Source organism: Candidatus Harpocratesius sp., from assembly GCF_054039255.1.
Map to the genome: position 1 here is coordinate 66,953 of NZ_JBPLBG010000033.1, position 24,529 is coordinate 91,481.

Here is a 24,529-nt window from a genome sequence, read left to right on the forward strand (position 1 = left end):
GAATTTCTTTAATTGTGTGGGGAATGGAATGGTAACCGTGGTGTTATATACCAAATCAAATTGTCATCGGTGCTCCGAATTAAAACAATGGTTACAATCACATACAATACCATTTAGGGAAAAATCTTTAGAAGATCCTGCCATTCTTAAGCAAATTGTTCAAGATCCATTATATCTTAATGTACATTGTCAAAGGCAACCATGCAAAATCTACCCACCAGTTCTTTATCTTCCACAATCAAAAACATACATACAAAATCAATTATTTAGTATAAATGGTCTTAGATCTACATTTTTATCAAATCTTTTTCATTTATCTTCATCGAAAATTTCACAACAAAATGATCAACAAATTTTGCACAAAAAAATATCACAAAATTCATCCCATTCCCCTCATAATACTGCCATCTTTCCAGATTCTTCTTCTATTCGAGGAACGATTGCGCCTAAATTTTGTCGGAACGAATTAGTTGAAAATTTACTTCGAAAATATATATTGGCCATAGGAATTTCACGAGTTGGTGGGGATATGCTATATAGTATTCAAATTGATAAATCTTTGAATATGGATTTAATTTCTCAATTTATCTCTGCGCTCTCAATGTTTGGAGAAGAAAACTTAGGAAAAATTGATCGAATATTAATTCAGGGGCTGGAAATTGAAATGAGTGTTGTGACTCGTTTCGATTTAATCTTTTTTGTGCTGTTTAGAGCTCATATGGTTCAAGATCATCTAGATGAAGAATCAGAAAAATGCTTGGAAAAATTTTTTAAGCGATATCAACCATTAATTGAAAAAAAACGCACCAATCGGGCTCTATATGAAAATTTTGACTCCGAAATGTGCTTGAGTATTCAACACTTTTTAGTCCGAATTGGTATTTTAGAATGTGTTGATTGTTCTTTAGAAATTCCCATCTTACGGGAACGAAAATAGAATCAACCCAAAATATTTTTATTCCATTGGATCTTGATTACATTAACTGCTATCATTTTGGGCTCATAGTATAGTGGTTATAGGAAATTCTTTGAATTTCTGGCTTATACGCCTGCTTGACGTGCAGGAGGTCCTCGGTTCGAGCCCGAGTGGGCCCATTCTTATTTTTTATTACTCTCTTTTAGTATAATTTAATGTTTTTTGATCCTTTTTACTGATTTAATTATTTTTTTTTAATACAATACTGTTCTTTGGGTAATTGAACCCAAAAAAATAAGTAGGAAGATGATCAAAGAAAAAATTACATAAAAAGAAATGGTGTAAGAATCGAAATGAAAAATTTTATTGAAATTGCCAAAGAGCAATTACAGTTAGATGAACTTCAAGCTTCATGTTATGAGCTCTTGTTAATTAAAGGAAAATTAACTATTGGAGAAATTTGTGCGTACAAAAATTTTGAACAGCAAACTGAATATGATAAAATTAAGGGAATTCTTGATCAATTTGTCGAGCGTGGTTTAGCTCAAAAAATACCTAAAGCTAAAGGTTTAGTGGATGTTTATTTAGCAATTGCGCCATTTGAGGGATTTACTAAACAATTAGAAGAATTATCTCAACAAATGATGAAGAATCGAAAGTATGTTGAAAAAGGGATTGAAGAATTAAGAGATTCCACGAAATCAACAATGGATTCTGTAAAGAAAAATATTAGTGATATCATAAGGGATAATAAACAAGAAATCACTTCACTCTCAGATTCACAATTAGATTCAATTAATAATTCTATAAATTCAACTTTAGAAGAAATTAAATCTCAAAAGCAATCAAATATTTCATCTATAGAATCAAATATTTCAGATGTTTCCGCAAAAATTATTTCAGACCTTAATAAATTAACTGAAGACTCAATAACTGAGATTGCAAAAAATAAAGAAGAGACATTACAATCTTCTGAGCAAAATAAAATATCATTAATAAACGGATTATCTGAAAACGAATCAAAAATGCATCAACATTTTGAACAAAGTAAAACGAATTATAAAGATTCGATAAATTCTGCTTCAGAATCAATTTTAAGACAGCATTCGGAGAATGTAAATAAAATCAATAAAAGTATGGATTTATGGCACCAACAGGCAGTAAACAGTTTTGACAAAATTGAGCAAGAAAGCCATGTTGCTTCAGAAAAAATGGCTAAAGAAGGGGTGACGACGATAGATTCTGCTTTTAATGGATTAAAGTCTGAAGTATTTAATCAAAAAGATTCAACTCTAAATAATATAACTGAAACTTCAAGAAAAACCATAGAAAATATCGAACAAAAAGTAAACACAAATTTAAATAAGATACAAGAACTTTTAACTGAACAACATATCTCAGTAGAAAATCAATTAAAAGAACGAAATAATTCACTATCAGAAAATATAGATACAGCAAAATCCCAAATATCTTCAAGCGTAGAAACTCTTCAAAAATCTTTTAAAGAAAATATAAGCCAAAAAACATCCAATTTGGATAATGCCTTGCAAGCTGGTGTTAAGGATTTTGAAACCCACATTTTAGAGCAAAAATCGGTCATTTCTAGCGAATTTGATTCAAATATGGATATACTTTCTGAAGAATTGGATAATTTGGTTTTAAAAATTAAGGAGCTTAGCGAACAACGTAAAACTTCTTTGAAATCAGCAATAAATTTAGTAAAAGAAAAACTTAATGAGAAGATAAGTCAATTAATGAATGCAGTAAAAGAAACAGCCGTCACTTTTAACACAACTCTGACTGACGAATCAAGTAAATTATTAACTGAAATTGAGCAGAATTTAACTAGTTTTACTGAAAATATTATTCAAGAATCTGATCGACTTATCGATGTTTCTAATAAAAATAGCACCGAAATTTTATCAGGTATGGAATTAATGAATCAGACAATTCATTCACAATTTTCTGAATCCCAAAAATCATTTCTTTCAGATTTTAAAACTGAATTTCAGAATATTGTTGAATCTTTCACTAAAAATATACAAAATGAAGTTAATTCTTTTGAGAATAATATTGTTAATTCTGTTACTGGAATAAATAAAGAGATTAATAGTATTTCTAAAACACTAAATTCGTCGATTTCTAAGATAAAGAACAATAATACTAAGATATTGAAGAAAAATGTCGACTCATTTGGTTCAACACTTTCAGATGGAACAAAAACAATGAAAAGAGAAATTGCTGCAACTATTGAAGCAAGTGTTCAGAAAAATACTTCCACAACAAATCAAATTAAAGAAAAAATAACTGAAACAATAAAACAGAACATTAGAGCCATTGAAAGGGGTTATGAAGAAAATAAGAAGTCTATTGAATCTCTTTCGTCAGCTTTAACTGGAAACATAACCACAACTTCCAAGCAAATTGAAACAAATTCTCTTAATACTCTTTCTTCTACAGAGAAATCTATAATTGATACAGTTAAATCTGCAGCAGATGGATTTATTGAAAAAGCAAAAACGCACAAATCAAACTTACACGAATCGATTAAATCTTTGAATGCAGGATTCTTGGCTGTATCTGATACGATTGGCGAAAAGTCTCTTAATGAATATGAAAATACAGGTAAAAAGTTTTATAAAGCAGTTGATACAATTGAAAAAGTAATCTATGATCCCATTAAATCAGCTATCGAAATCAGCGATACTTATCGCAAGCAATTCGAAGGTGTTTGGGAAGATGTAAAAGAAATGGAATTATTAAAAGCTGAAGGAACCTGGCAGATCGTTACAAAACAATCGATTATGACCTTTTTAGATGCTATGGTAAGACGAACTAAACTTCATTGTTTGATTGTTGTTCCTGACATGAGTATGCTTCCTATAAAAGCCATTGAACAGACAAAAATACGACAAAAAGTTACAATTGCATGCAAGATCACTGATAAAGATTTAGCAAAACGCTTGGTTGAAATGGATAACATTGATTTGCGAGAAGTTCCTGATTTTCCTGTTAATGTATTTGGTGCTAACCGGGATCAAGAAGAAGCCTTTTATGGACCTGTTACTGAAAAATTGGATGAAATGGTCTGTACAATAACTCAGCAAGATGAATTAATAAGAGTTATCGCTGAAATGTTATCATCATTTTATCGAGGGCGCTCTAAGAAATATTTAGTTAGTTAATATCTCTTAGATATTTTTTTTTAACTAAAAGATCAATTATGAATATTAAGAAAATTATTCTTCTGGCTTTTTTTTAAATAAACTGACAAGTTTAGCAAATATTCCTTTATCGTGATTTTTTTCATCTTCCTTTAGTTGTTGAATGTATGTTTGTATCGCGTTTTCAATCAAAAATTCAAATTTCTTAAAAATTTTCATGTCTACTGGTTTATTCTCTTGGATCGCTTCAAGTTCTTCTTTATACATTTTTTTAAATAATGTAAGAATTTTATACATATTATCTTGCATAATTGAGAGTTTTTTCATATCCTTGTCAAAAACACCAATTAACATTAATCCATCTTTTCGATTTATCACAATTTCATAATCATTAATAGTCACATTTGTTTGATGGCTCTGTAGACCACCCAGATCTGAATATTGATGAATTGATGAAAAAAATGGTGTGAGATATTCTTCTTTTAAATCTTTATCTATTTTTACAGACACTAATGGGAGTCCATTTTCAGTTGCAACTACAATCATCTTAAATTGTTGTCGAGATTGCTCGTTCATTGTAAGTATGAATAGATAAATAATTCAGATATTATTATGGATGTAAAATAATAAGTAGCACTGAGAAAAAAAATTAAAGTTATAAGAAATTTCAATTACTAAATTATAAAATTAAAGATGATTATATCGCAGAGCTAAAGACTATATATTATTTCCGCTTAAAATAAATAATTGCTTATGTCAGATTTTGGTTTGAAAAAACTGGAAAAAACAATAAAATCCCTGCGCTTACCTGCAGCAAATCCAATAACTCATAACTTCTTAGAAAAAACCCGAGATATGCCCAATGTTATCAAATCTTGCGAAGATTCTCCTGAATTCGGATTTTTAAAAATACGAAATTTGTTACTGAATAATCCATTAGATCGTATTAAATATTTGAACATCATGAAGAATATGACAGATAAATTCGGCTGGAATGATCTATGGTCTCAAATAATAACCATTCCTCAAATAATTGGTACTGCATATGGTGTATATAAGCAATTTCAGACACTGAAAGCAAATAATTCCATAAATTCAATTAATAAACAAAAAAAACAAGATCCTCAATATGATTACGATAATTTATGGCAGAAACTACTCTCATATGCCAAAAATAAATGGAGAATTCATCGAATAGGATTTACTAAAGTTCCGCGTGATATAATCATTAAAGGGCGCCATATTCTTTTTCCATATGCTTTAGTTTTAATCGAAGAAATGCAAAAAGATCGAATTGATACAGCTCCACGTGCTAAAGCAGGATTTGAAACAATTCGTGTTTATAATCACTTAGGTAAAGCTGTATTGGATATTGCTAAATGGTTGCGAAAACACGGTATTCGCTGTCAACCAAATCATCCTCTTGGTGGGTTAGTTTCATATGTACCATTAGCTGCAAAAGCAGGACTAGGATGGCAAGGAATGAACGGACTTCTGATCACTCCTGAATTCGGACAACGCCAACGTATTGCTCCCATCTATATTGAACATCCTGTATTTGCATTTACAGATTCGACTGAACATTCTTGGATTGAAAAATATTGTAGGATTTGTAAATTATGCCAAAAATACTGCCCACCTGATGCAATTCAAGAAACAAAATTTGTATATAAAACTAATATAGAAACTATAGGAAAATTATCCCGCTGTTTGGATCCAATTAAATGTCATCCTCAATTTAATAAAATGCAAGGTTGTAGCATTTGTATTAAAGTTTGTCCCTTTTCAAGAGGGGATGGTATATTTGAGAAGATTAAAAATCAAATTTTAAAAAAATAATTAGAGAAAAGACAGAATTCATTAGAGATTAATTTAATATGACTTTTATCACTAAAAAATTGGCACTTGAAAAAGAACCATTATTTCGATATTTACAGGCTGAATATGAGCGCGAATTTATCGGATGGGATTTTTCTGAGTTAAAAGAAAAAATAATTGAAGATCCTCTCTCGTGGGATTATCAGAGTATCATTACTTCCTATTTTTCCCAAACTCATTCGATGCTTGATATGGGAACAGGTGGAGGTGAATTTCTTTCTTCTTTACATCCAAATCTTCCTCCAAATACAAAAGCTACCGAAGGATTCGAAAATAATATCAAAATTGCCCGATCCCGTTTAATTCCTTTGGGGATTGAAGTATCTTTTATTAAGGATGATTCTCATCTTCCATATCAAGATAATTATTTTGATCTGATAATTAATCGACATGAAAGTTATAATGCTCAAGAAATTTATCGAATCTTGAAGCCTGGAGCATTTTTTATTACTCAGCAAGTGGGTGGTAAAAATGAATTAGATTTAAATCGTGCATTAGGAAGTACAGTTGGTTTTGATATGGAATTTTGGACACTTGATTATGCAGTGAAAGAATTAATAGATACGGGTTTTTCTATTGACTTGCAATTAGAAGAATTTCCCTTTATGCATTATAAGGAAATTGGGGCTTTGGTTTATTATTTAAAAGCAGTACCTTGGCAGATTCCAGATTTTTCTGTTGAAAAGTACTATACTTCCTTAAAACAAGTTCACCAAATCATTGAAAAGCAGGGAGAATTTAAAGTGGCTGCACATCGATTCTTAATTGTCGCAAAAAAACCGTCCATCACGTAATTACCGTGAAGTTTAGATTTTCGGAAAGTATTGCCTTATTAGAGAATAAGAACTTCCTTAAAGTTATGCAAATATTTCTTAATCTAAATTTATTATCAAGTTCGCATTAGCTATGTGATAGAATTAATTATTTGATATAATTAGTGAAAAATAAAAAAGAATTAAGTTCATACATTTATGACTTCTTTAACTTCTGGAATTTTTTCCTTTAAAATTTGCTCTATCCCATTTTTTAAAGTCATTTGTGAATATGGACATCCACGACAGTGACCTTGTAATTCCACTTTCACAATTCCATCATCGGAAATATCTAAAACTTCTACATCTCCCCCATCTGCTTGTAAACTAGGGCGTAATTGATTGATTACCAGAGTAACATTATCTTTCCATGACATTTGAATCGATCTCCACAAAATTAATTCAGTAAATAGAATTAAATTAAGTGTAAGAATAGAATCACGGCAAATTAATTGAATCTAATCCTTATGGTGAATAAGGTATTCTGCTATAAAAATTATCTAAAACAATTCTCAAGTATTCAACAAAAAAATGCTCTTCAAAATTAATTGCACCATCTAGTAATTGCATAAGCAAGAATAAATTAAATGGATATTTTGGATAAATTGTGAACAAAATGCCCCAAATCACGCACTAAGTTTCCCGATTCGGCGCATATTATCCAAAAAATAATAAGATTTCAATTTTCAAAAATCTCGCGAATTCTATTCAAAAGGCATATAATCTATCAATCACTCGTCAAAGCAAGAAATGGTGTCTAAAAAATATTTTGGCCATTTTATGTTATTCTTGGATTCGTGGAGTTTCAATCCACCATGCTTGTAAAAAATTGAACCTGTGGTCATATAAATTTTTAGATTTCAAACCCCAAAAATATAGTGACGGACGGTTTTCAAGAGCTTTTCCGCATCAAACGACGATTAATGATTGGTTACGTAAGCCAACATTGCTGAAAATCGAGGAAAATTATCAAATTATCTTTGAAAAGATGATTCGGCGTATTTTTCTTTCAAATTCTATTTTTAATTTTTAATTCTTATATTTTTGAATTTGATTTAATATATCTGGCTTATTGATGAAAACGCGCAGATTCGATGATTAGAGTAATAAAATGGTTAAGGGAACCAGACAAATACGACAATACCATGAATGATGATTCCTGGCCAAAAAAATCAATTTATGTCGAGTGCCATCATGTAGCAAAAAGAGAATCAAAAATTTTTTTCATGATTAAAATTATGGGCTGATTGATTAAATTAGGTTTAAATATCAAAGTTTATGTAGTTGATCAGGAATATTATCGACACAATATTTTTAAATCTTTCAAACAACGAAATATTGAAGTTATTACTCCTACAAAAAATTACAAACAACTTAAAATTTGTAAAAAGGATTATCTACCGAATAAAAAGGTCGAATTCAGCAGTATGAACTTGGTACGATGATAAAAAAAGGTCAAAATCACAAATTGATGCGTTGTTAGGTCCTTCTGTATGCTCGTGAAAATCAATCGATTAATTCGATTAAAATGAATAATCGTCAAGAAAAAATATTTTTGAAAGCGGCTTCTAAGCAATAATATGCATTACTCATTACTACTTAACTTCATTATCATTCTAAATCATTCATATATACCATCAAGCGACATTACAAAATGAGATGGCAGATCGACACCGCATTTCGCGATGTTGATGTGCATAAGGCAATTTAGCATTCAATTAATGATGCAACTTGCTTGTTCACAGAAATTGGTAAATATTTGCTTTTTAATTTCTGGTAAATCGAACGAGAACAAATTTACTCAAAACATCGAATGACATTCCAAGAATATCGTAATTGGTTGGTGGGTGAATTTTCACATACAATCAACCTATAAATTCGTAAAAATTAATTGAAATATCTCGATGGTGGTGGAAAATGTAGGATTCTTTATTTTATTGAAAATTCTTAAATTAAGATAGGTAAATTTAAAAATTGGTAATTTAATATTGGCTCTATGAAATTAATTAAAAGCAGAAAAGCTAGAGTTATTATTACAGTACTTCTAATGGGACCGTTTTTTGGGGAAGCAGTCTCAATGACAACTCCATTATTTAAAATGATTTTACCATGGATTTTAATTCCCTTAATTTGTTTATATGGCATAGGATTGCTGATAATTCATGAAATAAGAGTATCAAAAAATCTTTCGACATTGAGTGTTATCATCTTAGGTGCTATATATGGTATATTAGAAGAAGGACTAAGTTTAAGATCTTTCTTCAACCCTGATTTTGGAATCGATCCACTAAATGTTTACGGTCGGGTTTGGGGGATCAACTTGGTGTGGGCTATAAGTGTAACTATTTATCATGTTGTAATGAGCATCTGGGTTCCACTTACGATTTTAGATATTTTTTTCCCAGAATATAGAGATCGTCCTATAATCGAATCAAAAAAATGGAAAATAATTGTAGTTATTTTATATTTCTTAAGTTTAATAATGTTTTATTTAATAAATAAATATAATCCACCATTAATACCCTATCTTTTAACTGTACTTCTAACAGTTGTTCTCTTTATTATTGCTTTAAAATTACCATCTCTAAAATCTTCCACTTCACAACCTTTACAAACATCTTTAATTTGGTTATACTTTTCTGGAATTATTGGATTTTTCCTTTGGGCATTTTCTTCTTATATTTTTCCAACAATAAATGTTCCATGGTTATTCTCCTTTATTCTACTCGCATTGACACCTTTATTGATTGTTATTCTTGTTAGAGGCAGAAATAAGGTATGGGAACAAAAGCAAAAATTAGTTCTAAGCTTTGGTATTATAACACCTATGCTTATTTTATTCCCTTTTCTTTCTGATTTTCTCCAACAAGGTATCGTCTCAATAATTGCTGTAATAATTCTTTTGAAAGCTTATAAAAATCTTAATAAAGAGAAAAATGAACCCTTTAATATATCAGAATTTTAAAATTAAGATTACTCGAAAAATTAGGAAAAGCCTATGTAAAAATGAAAGAAGAATTAAAATGAGAAATATTCAAAATAATTCAAAGAAGAATGATGGAAATGTGAAATTCTTGACCAGATTTAAAGGCTTAAAAATGTCGACTTAAAAGTAATTGGATATTTTGGATAATTGTCGAAAATATTGGCGCAAAAATTAGAATTTGTTTAAGATAAATAAAATTTGCTGTAGATTTGTCTTTTATTAAAAAAAATTCAAATAACTGAATTATTCTCAGCTAGTTTTTTTAAATTATTGTCAGAATATCAACTAGAATTTTAAAATTTTAGTTATTATATTGGCCATAATTTAAAATTTTTAGTCAGTTAATTAGCCAAAATTTAAATAATTGAATTTACTTAAAATCATTAGGTTTTCATATTGTTTGAAAAAATTCTTCGAGATCAGCAAAGGGAAATTCAAGAGTTATTCTCAAACAACAGAATTATTCCAAGACAACTTCAAGTACCAATAGAAAAAGGAATAGCAATTATTATTATGGGAGTGCGTCGATCGGGGAAAAGCACATATGCTCATCAACTCCTTCAATCTTGTACTTCTGATAACATTAATGTTTCTGATAAAAAAATTAAATATGGATATATAAATTTCGATGATGAACGCTTTGGAGATTTGAAATCTGACGGATTTCAAGAAATTTTGACAGCAGTTCACAATGTTTATGGAAAAATCTCAACTATTTTACTTGATGAACCGCAAAATCAGCAAAAATGGGAATTATTTGTGAATAGGCTTCTCCGTCGTAATTACACTGTCTTAATCACAGGAAGTAATTCAACTTTATTAAGTTCAGAATTAAGTACTCACTTAACCGGCCGATTTCTTCGTTATGACCTTTTTCCTTTTAGTTTTCGTGAGTATTTAACTTTAAAACAATTTAATTTTCATGGTTATACTGATGAGCAAATTGGTTCTATTAAAAATCATTTGGAGAATTATCTTATTTCAGGAGGATTTCCTGAAATTTTCAAATATCAAGATTCTCCGCGCTATTTACGTGATTTATTTAGCTCAATTTTGATGAAAGACATTGTTCATCGTTATCGAATTCATAAACCGAACGATTTAGAAAAATTGGCTTATTATTTTCTATCAACTCCTGCAAGTTATTATACATATTCTAGATTGGCTGGTTCATTGGAAATGAACAAGAATTTAGTCGCAACTTACTTAGATTACTTGGAAAAGGCATATCTTTTCTTTAGTCTTCCTATTTACAGCCGACGTTATAAAACTCAACACAAATCTCCACGAAAAATATATTCTGTTGATTTAGGTCTTAATGCAAAAATTGGATTCCGGACAGAGAATAATATCACACGTCAAATTGAGAATTTAGTCTTTTTAGAATTAAAGCAACGATCAATTATGAATGAAGTTCCTTTTGAGATATACTATTGGAAATCTCCTGAACAATATGAAGTGGATTTCGTCATTAAATCAGAAACAAAGATAATTCAACTTATTCAAGTTTGTTATAAAATTAATTCAGTAAAGACCCGAAACCGCGAAGAAAAAGGGCTTTTAAAAGCAAATCAAGAATTAAAATGCGACAATCTACTTCTTATTACGTGGGATGAAGAGCACACAGTTAAAAAGAAAGAAAAGACAATTAAATATATACCGTTGTGGAAATGGTTGCTTAATATTGATTAATCTTGACAATTGTTGATAAGTGTAGATTAGTTTTAATTAAAAATGTATGAATGGTTGAAGAAATTAAATTTTTTTTTTGTTATAACTATTAATAAAGAAAAGGAATTTACAATCAAGATTTAATGATTTTTCGTATTTTTTCCAAAAAAGACATGAATTTGAATACTAAATTTTAAGTTCCAATGAAAAAATGGACGAGATCGATGCATTCATTGATTTTTTAGAACTTTGTATAATCGCAAGAACTTAAGAAAAAAAAATAAGTGCATTTTTTGATTATGTATCCAAAATTATTTTGGAATTTAGCTAAGCATTATATTTCAACATTTATTCTTTATTTGGCATTTTATTTCGAAGTACTTGTAATAAGGGTAAATCTTTCCCACTTAAAATTTTAAGTAATGCTCCGCCACCTGTAGAAATTGTGATCTTATCTCCATATCCCGACATTTCTGCAACAGCACCCATATCTCCTCCACCAATTGCCACAAATGCTCCAGCATCGGCTGCTGCCGCCATAGCTTCTACGATTTCAAATGATGATTGTTTAAAATTTTCATTTTCAAAAATGCCAGGTGGACCATTAGCAACAATTGTTTTAGCCTCTTTAAGAATTGTTTTATATTTTTCAATGGTTTTTTGACCGATATCTCCTGTTGATACATTCAATGCGCCTGCTTCTTCAGTAGGTGCTTCTTTTCGAATTCCATTTTCTTCATATGCTAAATCGAGAGGTAATTCAATAGCATCAATATATTTTTCATAGACTGCACGAATTTCATCTCTATGGGCTTCTAAATCATCTGCAATAAATTTTTTATTTGCATCCCCCATTGAAATTCCTTTAGCTTCTAAGATAAGAATCGCAGTTAAACCACAAACTAATGCTTTATCAATGCTTCCATTCTCTAAGTTGAATGAAAGTGCTTGAAATTTATCCCAGGCTTTTGCCCCCCCAACTAACCATACAGAAGGTTTTTCCGGTTTAAACAGTTTCTGTACCATTTTCAATTCTCGTTCTACTGTTGGTCCCGCACAAATTGTTGGCCAACCAATTAAAGAAACGTGGGCTCGATGAGCAGCTCCAAATGCATCATTGACAAAATAATCAAAAAGTGGTGATAATTTGGTGATAAGTTCCGTTTGTTCAGCTTCTTCAATACTTTTAACTTCTGTTTCGGTTTTCCAGAGTCTAACATTATTTAATAATAAAACTTCACCCGGTTGCAGTACTTTAATGGCTGCAATTGCTTCATCTCCAAATAAATCTCGCACAAATTTTACTCTTCCGCCAAGATATTCATTTAATCGTTGTGCGTGGAGATCTAAATCAATACAATCCGGTTTTCCAAATCGGCTTTGGTGAGCGATTAAAACTACAGCTGCTTCTTTAAGCGCTTCTAAAGTAGGCAAGATTGCTTTGATTCGTGGATCACTTCGAATTTCGTGCTTTTCTAAATCAATACTAGAGTTGATGTCGACGCGAACCAATATTTTTTTATTCTTGATATCCATATCGGTGATTTTTGTGAATTTTATTTCTGGCATAGCATTCACACCTCAATAATTAGTAAAACATAGTAATAATTAGAATTTTTGTTGAATTTAAAGGCAATCATAATTTTTTTATTAATCAAAAAGGAGATTATAACAATAATTGTACGAATAAGTTTGAATTATCTATAAAAACAATCGAAGTGCTAACATGCTTGAAATTATAAATTTCATAATATTAAATATAAATTTAATTTTATTTGCAATTTTTTACTCGCTTAGCTTATCCCCTGTAAAACTCAGCCAAAAAATAGGAAAGAAGGCATGGAAACGGTGTGCAACCTATCGAATTATTGCTTCAATATTTGAAACAGTTGTTTTAATAAATTTAATATTGTGGGTTGTTTTCCCAATTCCTGATTTATTTTTTCCGATCTTTCCAAAATTATGGCATGCAATATTGTTTGGGGCTTTATTACTAATTCCATTTGGCATTATTTTTAGTTTTGGAATGAAAGCTGCAGGGAAAGAAACAATGATTCCATCTGAAGATACTCCACTGTATTCTGGTATTTATAAATATATTCGACATCCACAAACTGTTGGAGAATTCCCAATGTGGGTAATTATGGGGCTAATGACTAATTCATGGACTGCTACTTTGATTTCATTGATTTTTATTGTTGTTTACACTCCTATTATGATTAAAATTGAAGAAGCAGATTTGGTACGTCGTTTTGGAGAAAAATATGTTGAATACCAACATTCCACAGGCTGTCTTTTTCCAAAACTAAGCATTTTCCAAAAAAATGGGAACAAATAGAATAAATGATGAAGGAATCTATTCTAAACTTTTTCGCACTAAAGAGTAAACACGAGAATATATTCAAAAATAGATTTAAGAAACAGATTAAGAATAAATGAAAAAATTAGAATTGATAATATACTAAAATCAAATTAGAGAATAGATTTGAAGTTTTGAATGAGTTGTTCTTGTTGATCGAAATATGCTGTGATAAATTGGGAAAAGGGAGTAAATTGGTCAACCTGTCCTTTATAACGCGCAATTTCTTCAACAGAAAAATGATTTTTAAATTTATCCGCGATTTCATTTAACATTTTTTCCATTATTTCCCGGTTTTTAGTTTGACTAGTTCTTCCAACTAATTTTAAGTTATAATCGGGAATATCTAAACTCAAAAGATAATTTTTTCCCATTGAGATTTCATTAATTGAGTTTTTCACGGCTTTTTGCCCAAATTGGTTAATTGCTGTAAATATTGGACTGAACAATTCAGGGTCCATCTTTTTATCTATTGAATAATTAAAAAGACAAATTCCATAATCATTAATAAACCAAATTTCTTCAAGTATTATCATAAATTATATCATCTCATGATATTCTCTTCTACAATATAATATCATCACACGATTATTTAACATATAAGATTAAGAAGACTTTTCTTTATTTTGACAAATTAATACTTAATCGCCTTGTTTTTCCTATTTATTCTTTATAATAAAGAAAATTCATTAATAAAAATAAGAGAAAAAAAGGGAATTGTTAATAGTATGATTCCTATATTGGGTAATAGCAATCTTCTTTAAAGCAATTTAGTAATTAATCGAATTGTCTGATTAGTAAAGGAAGCTTCATTATCATACCAAGAAAGAATTTTCACAAATGTTCCATTCATAACTTTTGTCATTCCTGCATCAAACAATGATCCTTCCTTAATTCCAATGATATCTGAAGAAACAATAGGATCTTCGGTATAACCTAAAATTCCCTTTAATTCACCTTCGGCCGCTACCTTCATAGCTGTATTGATCTCTTCCACAGTAGCTGGTTTTTCTAATTCGACTGTTAAATCAACTAAAGAACCGTCTGGAACGGGAACACGAATTGCAATTCCATCTAATTTACCGTTTAACTCCGGAATAACCAAACCTATCGCTTTAGCTGCACCTGTTGAAGTTGGGATGATGTTTGCGGCTGCTGTGCGAGCACGACGTAAATCTTTGTGAGGAAAATCTAAAGTGCGTTGATCATTAGTATAGGCATGGACAGTAGTCATGGTTCCACGTTTTACTCCCCAATTATCATGCAGTACTTTTACTACGGGAGCTAAACAATTTGTGGTGCATGATGCAGCACTTACAGCATTGTGTTCTCCTTTCTTATAAGAGTCATTATTCACTCCGTAGACTATTGTGCAGTTAATCTCTTTATCAGCAGGTGCGCTCACTAAAACAACACGAACACCTTCATGCTTTAAATGTTTTGAATAACCATCCCGTTTGCGAAATACACCTGTAGATTCATAAACAATTTCAACCCCGTGCTTTTCCCATGGGATATTCAGTGGATCACGTTCTGCGTATACAGGTACTTCCTTTCCATCAACTACTATAGAATTGGGTTTTGCTTCAATTGTTCCGTGAAACTTTCCGTGTACTGTATCGTATTTCAATAGCGTTGCGGTGGTTTTTGTATCAGTTAAATCATTGATAGCTACAATCTCAATTTCGGGATTATTCCATGCCAATCGGAAAAATAACCGCCCAATTCGCCCGAATCCATTGATTCCTACTTTTTTTACCATGTTAAACAAACCTCATTTTACTATATTACTGAAAAAATACATCAAGTTCGTTAATACGACTTTAGGTTTAAGGTTTTGGATCATTTAAGGTGATAAATCAGCCATGAATGTTCCAATGAGTAAACCCTATATATTTATATATTCGTTTTTCTGTACTATCTCTACAAAATTTAAATACTAAATACGCTTTTGAAAACCTCAGTAATAGACAGGGAAAAAGCTCTTGTTAAATCAAAAGGACGAAATAAAATGAAAGATATTCAAAATAATTCAAATAGATTGCTGAAATGGGTATATGAGACGGGGAAGTGGCTTTTAGGCATCAGTATATGTTATGTGAGCTTTACGCTTATCCTCAGTATTTATATTTTCATTACTTATCAAGGACCAATTCGATTGAGAAATTCACTCCTTTTTTTTACAGACGAAATGCTTGCTTTATATAATTATCTACAAATGTCCGTTCCAGCAGTAGATGGAGAATATCCGAATTTTTGGCGTCTCTGGTGGCTTTTTATTAAACCAATTTGGGGTAAGTCTATTCCTAATGAATCTTTCTTGGGAAAATGGCAAAGGAATCTGTTCAGCGAAAATAATACGGTATTTATTTTAATCTTTTTGGCAAATTTGGTTAGTTTAGGAATACTTTGGGCCAAAAAAACCAGAACTACTATGAATAAAGAAAAACAGAAAGTTATTTCGAAAAAGAAAATAATGGGGAATTATATAAATTGGATGATTCTAGGAATAAATTTCTTTGGTTTAGGCTTGTTATGGCTTTTTGATTTTATATACGGAGAAATAACCCTTAGCGGATTTTTCCGAGATTTGTATATCTGGAGTTTCTATACTCTTTTCATCAGTATATTTGGGGTTTTAAATTATTTCTCTTATTTCTTGTTGGAAGAAAAACATTCTTCCATCCCGGCTAGACAGGCGATTTTATTTCTTTTAAACAGTTTACCAATATTTGGAGGATGGATTACTAAAATGTGGTATATGGCAGGGATATATGTAGATTATGAGTTTTATTTTTGGCCACAAGTGGTGACGTTAAAATTTTCATTCATAATCTGGATTTTGGTTCTTGTTTTCAATTTGATTCAGAATAAGATATCTAAAAAACATGAATCGTTAAAAAAAATATCTTTTGAACCTCTGAAATCCACTCATGAAAAACAAATTTTGCATGATTTCCCCCAAATATCTAAAAAGTTAAGAATTCTTTCTTCTTCCAAAAATAAATTGAAATCTTGGTTGAAAACTTATGGTATTACAGTTGCGAGTTTCTTTATTTTATTATTCGCTTATTTTATATGGGATTATGCAAATAACCCAATAGGTTATTTTAAATAAAGCATCGTATCAGTCATTATTTACGTAATTAATTAAAACACCAAAAATATAAAAAGAAAATAAAAAAGAAGGATAAAATTAATACCTCCTTCATTTTGAAAAATCATCTTTTTTTCTATACTCGAATTTTTGCCCAACCTTTGTTAACTAACGCTTCCCGATATGTCAGCGTTCCATTTTCCGTCTCTTCGGTCTTAATCAGATCTTTTTCCTTTTCACTGACCCAGCCGCGTTCCAAACCCTCATAAGTCTCGATTTGTTCCCCTGCTTTCTCCAGTTTTAATGGCATTTTAGAGTTCTGAATCATCTCAATTTCCAAAATATTATCATTTATTGCTTTAACGGTGATGTGCGTCAGAATATAATCTCCTGGTCTTACCATCCCCCTCATTTCGCATCCTAGGTTAATCAATTGTCCTTTTACTTCTTCAGCGAAATCGTTTAAATGATGTGCTCCGAATCCGAATGAAAGCATTCCATGTGCGATCACGCCGTTTAGTCCTACTTTTTCGGCAAATTCGTCATTGACGTGAATGGGATTGTGATCTCCAGATGCTTTCGCATATTTTAAGATCATTTCTCTCGTGACAGGTCCATCCGTTTTTAAAACATGCATTCCTACTTCAACCATTTTAAAAACCTCCCTTTCGCAACAACCCTTTTATGGTTGTGCGGCAAAATGTTTTTGTTTTATCGGCATTGGTGGAGGTGAACAGCAATTCAACCCACAGTTTTTCGTTTTTTATAAATAGATTTACTATTTTTCCCACGGTGAACACCTTTCTATCTGCAGGTGTTAAGGGATCACACCCGTCGTAATTATATTCCTGCGAGGTATGGAGCAATTTTCCAATGTTTTTAACTAGTTTGTTTCCTTCTTTATCCTTCACTTCGGCTAATTGCATTAACAAGCCAGGAATGGTATAAGTGGCAGCATAGGCGGGATGAGCAACGATGTGAGAATAATCTGGTTTTTCATCACCCTCTGGCTTTTCCACGTAGAATTTTGGATTTTTATCTCCGATCGCGGCACTATAGGCAGATAAATTCTTACCTTTAACTCTGTATTTGTCTGGTCCGAATTCATAGCCAATGAATTGTTTAAAATATTCTTCATTTCTTTCGGTCAATTGAATAACACTCCCTATGAGTGATCCACATTTCTCGAAGAACTTTTATAAATGTTATTATCGCAATTTCCAAAAATCCATTAAATTCAGAAATTTGTAAGAATGGATATTCATATGGGATATTTGCGGGTTGAATTAAATATGTACACTTGAATAAACGTTCACTTGTAAATGAGTTTAAATGTGGCATTTCATTAATGGGTTACATTGTTGATAATCATGAATTTTCCGCTTTTAGAACAAACCCCTGTCTTTGAAAGTTTTTCTGATGTTGGAAAACGAATTTTCCATCCAAATGGAATTTTTTATTGGGCTAATCGTGCCAAAACAGAAGGAGAATATAACGCAACTATAGGTAGTGCTTTCGGTATTGAAACTGATATGATTCCCACTGGTCGTGATAAGAAAATTGTTTATTCAATGCCTGGATTACAGAAATATCTGAATATTGAACCTGAGCGCGTTGCATCCTATGCTCCTGTTGCAGGAGTTTCTGCATTTAGGAATCTATGGGAAGCTTGGATTATTAAAAAAGGTGAAATGGCTAGAAACATGCCGTATCCGCCAATATTACTTCATGATTTGATTACAAAACCTCAAATTTGCAACGGGATAACAAATGCTATTTTTCTCACAAGTCGTATGTTTTTAAATCCAGGAGAATCTATTGTATGTCCTAACAAGCGGTGGGGAAATTATGATGCGGTATTAAAATATCAAAACGGTCTAAAATTATCATTATTTGATTTTTTTAAAGAAAACAAGTTTAATTTAAACGGAATGATTGAATCTATTGAAGAATGTGCAAAAACACAGGATAAAATTGTAGTGATACTTAACTTTCCAAACAACCCTACAGGATATTGCCCAACAACGATAGAAGCGCGCAAAATTATTGAAGCTCTTTTAGATGCTTGTGAACGGCTCCAAAAACCGATTGTAGTCTTATGTGATGATGCCTATGAAGGATTTGTTTTTAATAATACAGTTATTTCAAATTCTTTATTCTACATGCTAGTAAATCGTCATCCCCTTTTAATTCCATTAAAGTTAGATGGTGCTTCAAAGGAAATGTTAATGTATGGTGGAAGAATTGCATGTATTACTTTAGGAATGCATTCTTCTTGGATCAAACCTGAAGAAGTGCCTGCTTTTCGAAAGGAATGGGAAAATAAGCTTCAAGGAATGATTCGCTCCACAATAAGTAATTCAAATCATTTTATTCAAGAAATATTAGTGGAATACTTGAACGATGGGTTTGTAAAGCTCCTTGAAGATCAAAATAAGATCCATGAATTATTGAAAGTTCGCTATGAAGAAACGATTAGAGCGTTTAATGCACATTCTCATCCAAATATTAGTATTGATCCAGCATCAGGGGGATTTTTCGTATTTTTAAATTTAAATGGAGTTTCTGCTACAACATTTGCTGATCATCTTGTTGTAAAATATAAAGTTGGAACATTTCCTAATGAAAATCTGGAAGAAAATGTTAATGGCATCAGATTTGCTTTCTGTTCAGTAGCTGCAAACCAAATTGAAGAATGTTTTAAACGAATTTTTCAAGCGATGAATGATTTTTTTCCAATTCTATCTTGATGAGAGAATTTTCAAATTTTCAAATTTTCAATTATTTTTTGCTATGCACTTTTCTTTTTTGATTTTACTTATTTCTTTTTCAGAGCTAGAAAAGTTTGATTTCTCTCTATTCTCTTTTCTTCGCTCTATTTCATATAAATCTATTTTGGTTGTATACTCAAAACTAATCTACACTTCAATTTAAGCAACTAACTTCATAGGAAACCATATTATTATTATTCTAAATATTCTTTATAGTTAGAAAAAAAGAATCAAACAATGTGTAAAAAAAAAATTTTTGTTGAATTACAAAATATTAATAGAACAAATTCTCATATATATCAAGAGTCGATAATCATGACAGTGTTTTTTGCCTTTTTATTACATATTTATCAGCCACCGGTGCAAATTGCTCCTGTAATTAAACAAATTGTAAAAGAATCCTATCGACCAATTTTAGATGCTTTAAGAGAACACCCTGAAGCGAAAATCACGTTGAATATCAATGCAACCTTAACTGAACAATTGGATGATTATGGTTTTAAAGATATTATTGAAGGTATCGCAGCAATGGCTTCTCGTGGTCAAATCGATTTTACAGGATCTGGGAAATTCCATCCTTTATTACCGCTTATTCCTGAACCTGAGGTCATTCGTCAAATTCAACTTAATTCAAAAACAAATCGACAATATTTCGGCTCAGTTTATCAACCTAAAGGATTTTTTCCCCCAGAAATGGCAATAAGTGAAGAAATTTTTCCAGCAATAAAGAAATCTGGATTTGAATGGGTAATTAGTTCAGGAATAGCAAATATTCTTAATGAATTTCCTTCAACTTTTATTTCAGAACATGAAAAAACAGGATTAAAATTAATCTTTCGGGATGATTTAATTTCAATAGATTGTGCATTTGACAAAGTTAATACCGTAGAAGCCTTTGCACAACGATTAAAATATAAAAATCAAGATCATGATTATTATGTAATTTTAGCAATGGATGGAGAAACTTTTGGTCATCATGTGAAGCATGCTATCAAAAATTTCCTTAATCCTTTGTTTGATTCGTTACCACATCGTGATGATATAAAATTGTTAACCGTCTCTGAGATCATTCAGAAATTTCCAGTTGGCGCTAAACAAACTCCACGCGCATCCAGTTGGAGTACTATGCCATACGATCTTGAACGGAAAGTTCCATTTCCATTATGGTTTGATCCAAATAACAAGCTTCATCAAGAACAACATCGGTTCATTATGTATGCTCTCACCACCGTCCATCTTGCGCAAAAATATATTAGTTCTATGAATAAAGAACAACAGATGCTATTTGATAATGCTCGCAACTTCTTGGATCGTGGAATTCATTCATGTCAACAATGGTGGGCATCAAAACGCCCTTGGTATTCTCCTGATATGATTATTCGGGGATTAAGTGAAATATTGTTAGCAAGTGTAAATGCTAAGCGTAGTATTCCTACTTCTTCAACAGATATAAGAGATGCAATGAATCTAATCTTAGAAGATATGCTAAAAGCACAAAATCAAATTATAATGACTCTATAATAATTAGTGCAATATTAATAAAAGTTACATGAATTCAAAAATCATTACTTAAAAATCCGAAATTTGGAGCTATATAATAATTCACAAATCATAAATTATTGCAAATCTATCTTGAAAATAAGACCGATCTTTATATTATTAAAATCGATTTCCAAAATTGTTAAGTATTTCTGTACGAAATATGCAATTCTGTAGAAAGAAGAAGCCAATTATACATAAAATAGAAAATGTGGATGGAAAAATGTCGGAAGAAAGAAAAAAAATAATTGATTTTGAAAAAATAGGTCAAGATTTCGAAGAATTTGTAAATGCTATTAATCCTTTTAAAAATTTAAATATTCAATTTTTCAAAAATACTAAGTCTCAATCCCAAGATTCAACGCAGCCGCTTGAATCTTCTCAAATAATTTCATCTGAAAATGAAATGAATGATGCATGGCTTCAATTTTCTCAAAAAACTCAAAATTCTTTAGAACAAGCGCAAGAAGAAAGATTTTTACAAGAAGAAAAACGTTTAGCAAAACGAGTTAAAAATAAAAAAATTTTTGAACGTCGTCATAAACGCCTAATACTACGCCAAAAACGAGACCGGCGGCGAATTAAAGCCTTCTTTGAACATCAACAAGAAGAATTTAGGCAGAAATTAAAAGAAATAGAACAAGATCGGCGAAAAAAGCGGCAACAAGTTCGACAGATCGAGAAAAAAACATTACAAGAAACACGCCTTCAAAATGAAGCAATTTTACAGGAAAATCGTGAATTACAGCAAAAAATAAGAGAACATCGCCGTGCTTTGCGAATTAAACGCCGAGCTGCTCGTAAAGCTCGCCGTCAAATGGCTGTACAAATGCATAAAGAATATATTTCAGAAACTCAACAAATACGCCAACAAAATTGGGAAAGGTTTATTCGCCGTCAACGTCGACAAACTGAACGTTTCGTTAAGTTTTCGAACCGATTATGGTGGCAAGGTTATATTAGCTTGTTAGCCTGGATTGTTGGTATATTTCTTATCCTTATGGCAATTTTCTATATATTCAAAGCTCTTGGAGTAAATCTTTTTGATTTAATTTCAAATACTGAGATATTTATTCCTTTAGGTTCAATATAGGTGATAATTATGGTTGCCCAGCAAAAAAGAAGACGAAAAACTCGAGAAATTGTAAAAGATTTGCATAAACTTGAAAATGAAGTTGATGAATTCTTTTCTTCAAATAAGAATCCAGTATATCCAAATTCTTCTTTAAATGATAGAAAGAATAATAAGAATAATAATAATAATGATAATTACAATAGTAAAACTCAAGTCTGCAAAGATGATGATTATAACTCCATATCTCCTGAAGAAAAGGCAAAACTTGAGAAAATATTACCGCTTCCAATGAAAATCGCACGTAGATGGCAAGATTTTATATTAAACACCGAAAAAACCCTCCAACAAATTGAAGATGAATTTCGACAAAATCATCTAAAAAGATTAGAACGTTTACGAAAGCAGAAAAAAGTGGCTCAACAAAGAAGACTTGAACGAATTAAAAGGCGGGAAGAACGTTTAGAAGCAAAATTCCAACAAGAATTACAAGAATTTGAAGCTGCCAATGAAAAGCTGAATGAGAATTTTATCGCTATGAAAAGTGCATTATATCAAAAGAAAGCAGAAAAGCGGGATAAATTCCACTCTAATTTGAATCAAGCTCAGAATAGATGGGAGCGAGTAAGTCGAAAACGTCAACGCAATATTGAGAAAATCTTAAAAGGAATAAATCGATGGGGTTGGCGCCAACAGCTTCGAATTGTTCTAATTTTAATTCCCTTAATTGTTGTATTAATCTTAGTAATCGTTCTTTTGCGTCCGTTTTTAACTGTAATTTAAATAAAAAGAAGTATAATTAATGTATTACAATAATTTTAATTATTCTTGCTTTTTTTTTTTAATTCCTGTTTTTACTTTATCACTTTATCTCTGATTTATGAATTCGTTTGTCATTTTCAAGTATTTTTTCTTTTATGGCTTGATAATCATAAAGCTGCAATCTAGTTGACTTAGTTTTTCTGAAACGATTTGAAATTTTCATGATCCAATATTCTACTCCGTATTTATAACCTGTTTTTGACCAAAAATATGAAAATACGATCCAGAATGTCTCAAATGTGAATACATATAATAATATTGCCCAAAAATTAGTCATAAATGGATCTTGGATCCCAAAACCTTCTCGAGGCCCGAAAATTGTATGAAAAAGTAGCGCGAAAGTGTTGTTAAATATTGGTTCCAAAACATAAAAAGTAAGTGTAGCAACTCCAAATCTTCTGAAAAAGAGCATATTTTTTGCCCTTTTCGCTTTTATTTCTTGTGGGATATATTCATAACGCTTGACCAAAAAAACAAAAAGAATAAGCATACATCCCAAACTGAAGAATAATAATTCACGTGGATAAATTTCATAATCTAAGATAACAAAAATAGGATTTTTTCCCTCAGTAAGTGCTTTATTTGTTGTGATTATTGTACTTATCACAAATGCGATCAAATAGAAAAATCCTAATCCATAACCATATCTCTTAATTGTTTTTATAGGGGCTTTAACTGAAATCAATATTCCTGCAGCTATTCCAAAAATACCATAAATTCCTACAGGAAAATAAGATAATTGTGCTCCAAAAAACCAACGAAGAATAAATGCAAAAAATCTACTTATTCCGCCCTTTAAAAATAAATCAATAATAATTGGATTTAATAATTCGTTTAGTGGATTTGAAATAAATGTCAATAACATCCCGATAAGTGTTAAGATTAACACATTTCGTTTTACTTTTTTACGGCCCCGGTTTTTGAAAAGAATCCAAAGAAATAATACCGTAATATAACCACTAATTGCAATTGATGGCAAAGATCCAATTTGAAATATTTTTTCAGGCCCAGGCCAAGCAAGTTCTCCTTCTTCCATCAATCTACTTAAAATTGAATAATTCATTCCTTCTTGATAAGAATTTGTCCACGACCTGCTGAAAAGTAGGTTTTTTATCGGTGATAATAGAAGAATGAATGTTGAATTAATTAATACAGGTTTTACAGCTTCATGATAAGAATGTCCGTTTTCTAATCTATGAAATATATTATAAGTATTAACAATTGCAGAAATCAGAGGAAAACCACCACCCCATGTTCCCATTAAGATAATTGGTGCAAATATTACAATAACATATATAGGAACAATTTCTAAAGCCAAAGTTTCTGTGTACCATGTACCAAAAATCATTGGGTGAATGAAGAGGACTCCAAAAATTGCAATTCCCCTAACTATATCGACAGAAAGAAGACGTTCATATTTTTTTTTCTCAGACTTTTGAATA

General features: G+C 30.9%; 23 protein-coding genes and 1 tRNA gene. 15 read left to right on the forward strand and 9 right to left on the reverse strand.

The annotated features are described in order from the left end of the window. Positions 1-28: 28 nt before the first annotated feature. The 3 genes from ACXLDF_RS07485 (at position 29) to ACXLDF_RS07495 (ending at position 4,101) form a co-directional block, all read left to right on the forward strand. On the forward strand, positions 29-937 hold the full coding sequence (locus ACXLDF_RS07485) for a glutaredoxin domain-containing protein (RefSeq protein ID WP_457557885.1): 909 nt from the start codon (positions 29-31) through the stop codon (positions 935-937). 59 nt (positions 938-996) lie between these two features. Beyond that, positions 997-1,095, forward strand: a tRNA-Val gene (locus tag ACXLDF_RS07490). Between the two features lie 174 nt (positions 1,096-1,269). Continuing rightward, positions 1,270-4,101 (forward strand): rhoptry family protein, encoded by a 2,832-nt coding sequence (locus tag ACXLDF_RS07495; protein ID WP_457557886.1) that lies wholly within the window; start codon positions 1,270-1,272, stop codon positions 4,099-4,101. A 54-nt stretch (positions 4,102-4,155) separates the two neighbouring features. On the opposite strand, the gene ACXLDF_RS07500 is transcribed toward ACXLDF_RS07495, so the two are convergent. Beyond that, positions 4,156-4,656, reverse strand: a complete 501-nt coding sequence (locus tag ACXLDF_RS07500; RefSeq protein WP_457557887.1) for a hypothetical protein — start codon at positions 4,654-4,656, stop codon at positions 4,156-4,158. Positions 4,657-4,833: 177 nt separating this feature from the next. On the opposite strand from ACXLDF_RS07500, the gene ACXLDF_RS07505 reads away from it, so the two are divergent. Continuing rightward, positions 4,834-5,919: a hypothetical protein gene (locus ACXLDF_RS07505; protein WP_457557888.1), complete on the forward strand. Its 1,086-nt coding sequence runs from the start codon at positions 4,834-4,836 to the stop codon at positions 5,917-5,919. Positions 5,920-5,957: 38 nt separating this feature from the next. Then, a complete protein-coding gene (locus ACXLDF_RS07510; protein ID WP_457557889.1) occupies positions 5,958-6,752 on the forward strand; it encodes a class I SAM-dependent methyltransferase in 795 nt (264 codons plus the stop codon). A 167-nt stretch (positions 6,753-6,919) separates the two neighbouring features. Here the strand turns inward: ACXLDF_RS07510 and ACXLDF_RS07515 are convergent, their stop codons facing one another. Continuing rightward, positions 6,920-7,147, reverse strand: coding sequence for a NifU family protein (locus tag ACXLDF_RS07515; protein WP_457557890.1), 228 nt, complete (start codon positions 7,145-7,147; stop codon positions 6,920-6,922). 392 nt (positions 7,148-7,539) lie between these two features. Between ACXLDF_RS07515 and ACXLDF_RS07520 the strand changes: the two genes are divergently transcribed. The 4 genes from ACXLDF_RS07520 to ACXLDF_RS07535 all read left to right on the forward strand — a co-directional run bounded on the left by ACXLDF_RS07520 (position 7,540) and on the right by ACXLDF_RS07535 (position 11,448). Then, the gene (locus ACXLDF_RS07520) at positions 7,540-7,803 is read left to right on the forward strand and encodes a hypothetical protein (protein ID WP_457557891.1); all 264 of its coding nucleotides are present in this window, start codon (positions 7,540-7,542) and stop codon (positions 7,801-7,803) included. A 214-nt stretch (positions 7,804-8,017) separates the two neighbouring features. Further along, on the forward strand, positions 8,018-8,215 hold the full coding sequence (locus tag ACXLDF_RS07525) for a hypothetical protein (RefSeq protein WP_457557892.1): 198 nt from the start codon (positions 8,018-8,020) through the stop codon (positions 8,213-8,215). Between the two features lie 551 nt (positions 8,216-8,766). Then, on the forward strand, positions 8,767-9,735 hold the full coding sequence (locus tag ACXLDF_RS07530; RefSeq protein ID WP_457557893.1) for a hypothetical protein: 969 nt from the start codon (positions 8,767-8,769) through the stop codon (positions 9,733-9,735). Between the two features lie 417 nt (positions 9,736-10,152). Further along, entirely contained in the window at positions 10,153-11,448 is a 1,296-nt protein-coding gene (locus ACXLDF_RS07535; protein ID WP_457557894.1) for an ATP-binding protein, read from the forward strand. A 327-nt stretch (positions 11,449-11,775) separates the two neighbouring features. Here the strand turns inward: ACXLDF_RS07535 and ACXLDF_RS07540 are convergent, their stop codons facing one another. Then, entirely contained in the window at positions 11,776-12,996 is a 1,221-nt protein-coding gene (locus ACXLDF_RS07540; protein ID WP_457557895.1) for a phosphoglycerate kinase, read from the reverse strand. 157 nt (positions 12,997-13,153) lie between these two features. On the opposite strand from ACXLDF_RS07540, the gene ACXLDF_RS07545 reads away from it, so the two are divergent. After that, positions 13,154-13,765 carry a methyltransferase family protein gene (locus ACXLDF_RS07545; protein WP_457557896.1) on the forward strand — a complete coding sequence of 204 codons (612 nt, stop codon included), beginning with the start codon at positions 13,154-13,156 and terminating at the stop codon, positions 13,763-13,765. Between the two features lie 134 nt (positions 13,766-13,899). Here the strand turns inward: ACXLDF_RS07545 and ACXLDF_RS07550 are convergent, their stop codons facing one another. Both ACXLDF_RS07550 and gap read right to left on the reverse strand, forming a co-directional pair. Next, positions 13,900-14,322 (reverse strand): hypothetical protein, encoded by a 423-nt coding sequence (locus ACXLDF_RS07550; protein ID WP_457557897.1) that lies wholly within the window; start codon positions 14,320-14,322, stop codon positions 13,900-13,902. A 224-nt stretch (positions 14,323-14,546) separates the two neighbouring features. Further along, positions 14,547-15,548: a type I glyceraldehyde-3-phosphate dehydrogenase gene (gap, locus tag ACXLDF_RS07555; RefSeq protein WP_457557898.1), complete on the reverse strand. Its 1,002-nt coding sequence runs from the start codon at positions 15,546-15,548 to the stop codon at positions 14,547-14,549. A 189-nt stretch (positions 15,549-15,737) separates the two neighbouring features. Between gap and ACXLDF_RS07560 the strand changes: the two genes are divergently transcribed. Beyond that, positions 15,738-16,904 carry a hypothetical protein gene (locus ACXLDF_RS07560; RefSeq protein ID WP_457557899.1) on the forward strand — a complete coding sequence of 389 codons (1,167 nt, stop codon included), beginning with the start codon at positions 15,738-15,740 and terminating at the stop codon, positions 16,902-16,904. A 115-nt stretch (positions 16,905-17,019) separates the two neighbouring features. Here ACXLDF_RS07560 and ACXLDF_RS07565 read toward each other — a convergent pair whose 3' ends face one another. From ACXLDF_RS07565 to ACXLDF_RS07575, 3 genes are read right to left on the reverse strand one after another with little or no spacing between them, the layout of a single operon-like run. Then, positions 17,020-17,535, reverse strand: coding sequence for a MaoC/PaaZ C-terminal domain-containing protein (locus ACXLDF_RS07565; RefSeq protein WP_457557900.1), 516 nt, complete (start codon positions 17,533-17,535; stop codon positions 17,020-17,022). A gap of 1 nt (position 17,536) precedes the next feature. Beyond that, positions 17,537-18,034, reverse strand: a complete 498-nt coding sequence (locus ACXLDF_RS07570; RefSeq protein WP_457557901.1) for an FAS1-like dehydratase domain-containing protein — start codon at positions 18,032-18,034, stop codon at positions 17,537-17,539. Continuing rightward, positions 18,018-18,224 carry a hypothetical protein gene (locus tag ACXLDF_RS07575; protein ID WP_457557902.1) on the reverse strand — a complete coding sequence of 69 codons (207 nt, stop codon included), beginning with the start codon at positions 18,222-18,224 and terminating at the stop codon, positions 18,018-18,020. The genes ACXLDF_RS07570 and ACXLDF_RS07575 overlap by 17 nt, the downstream gene beginning before the upstream one ends. Positions 18,225-18,253: 29 nt before the next feature. Here ACXLDF_RS07575 and ACXLDF_RS07580 point away from each other — a divergent pair, with 29 nt between their 5' ends. The 4 genes from ACXLDF_RS07580 to ACXLDF_RS07595 all read left to right on the forward strand — a co-directional run bounded on the left by ACXLDF_RS07580 (position 18,254) and on the right by ACXLDF_RS07595 (position 23,048). Further along, positions 18,254-19,633, forward strand: coding sequence for an aminotransferase class I/II-fold pyridoxal phosphate-dependent enzyme (locus ACXLDF_RS07580; protein ID WP_457557903.1), 1,380 nt, complete (start codon positions 18,254-18,256; stop codon positions 19,631-19,633). 258 nt (positions 19,634-19,891) lie between these two features. Further along, positions 19,892-21,175 carry a hypothetical protein gene (locus ACXLDF_RS07585; RefSeq protein ID WP_457557904.1) on the forward strand — a complete coding sequence of 428 codons (1,284 nt, stop codon included), beginning with the start codon at positions 19,892-19,894 and terminating at the stop codon, positions 21,173-21,175. A 241-nt stretch (positions 21,176-21,416) separates the two neighbouring features. Then, positions 21,417-22,286, forward strand: a complete 870-nt coding sequence (locus ACXLDF_RS07590; RefSeq protein ID WP_457557905.1) for a hypothetical protein — start codon at positions 21,417-21,419, stop codon at positions 22,284-22,286. Between the two features lie 9 nt (positions 22,287-22,295). Then, entirely contained in the window at positions 22,296-23,048 is a 753-nt protein-coding gene (locus tag ACXLDF_RS07595; protein WP_457557906.1) for a hypothetical protein, read from the forward strand. Between the two features lie 79 nt (positions 23,049-23,127). Here ACXLDF_RS07595 and ACXLDF_RS07600 read toward each other — a convergent pair. Then, a partial coding sequence (locus ACXLDF_RS07600; RefSeq protein ID WP_457557907.1) for a hypothetical protein occupies positions 23,128-24,529 on the reverse strand: 1,402 nt, incomplete at its 5' end.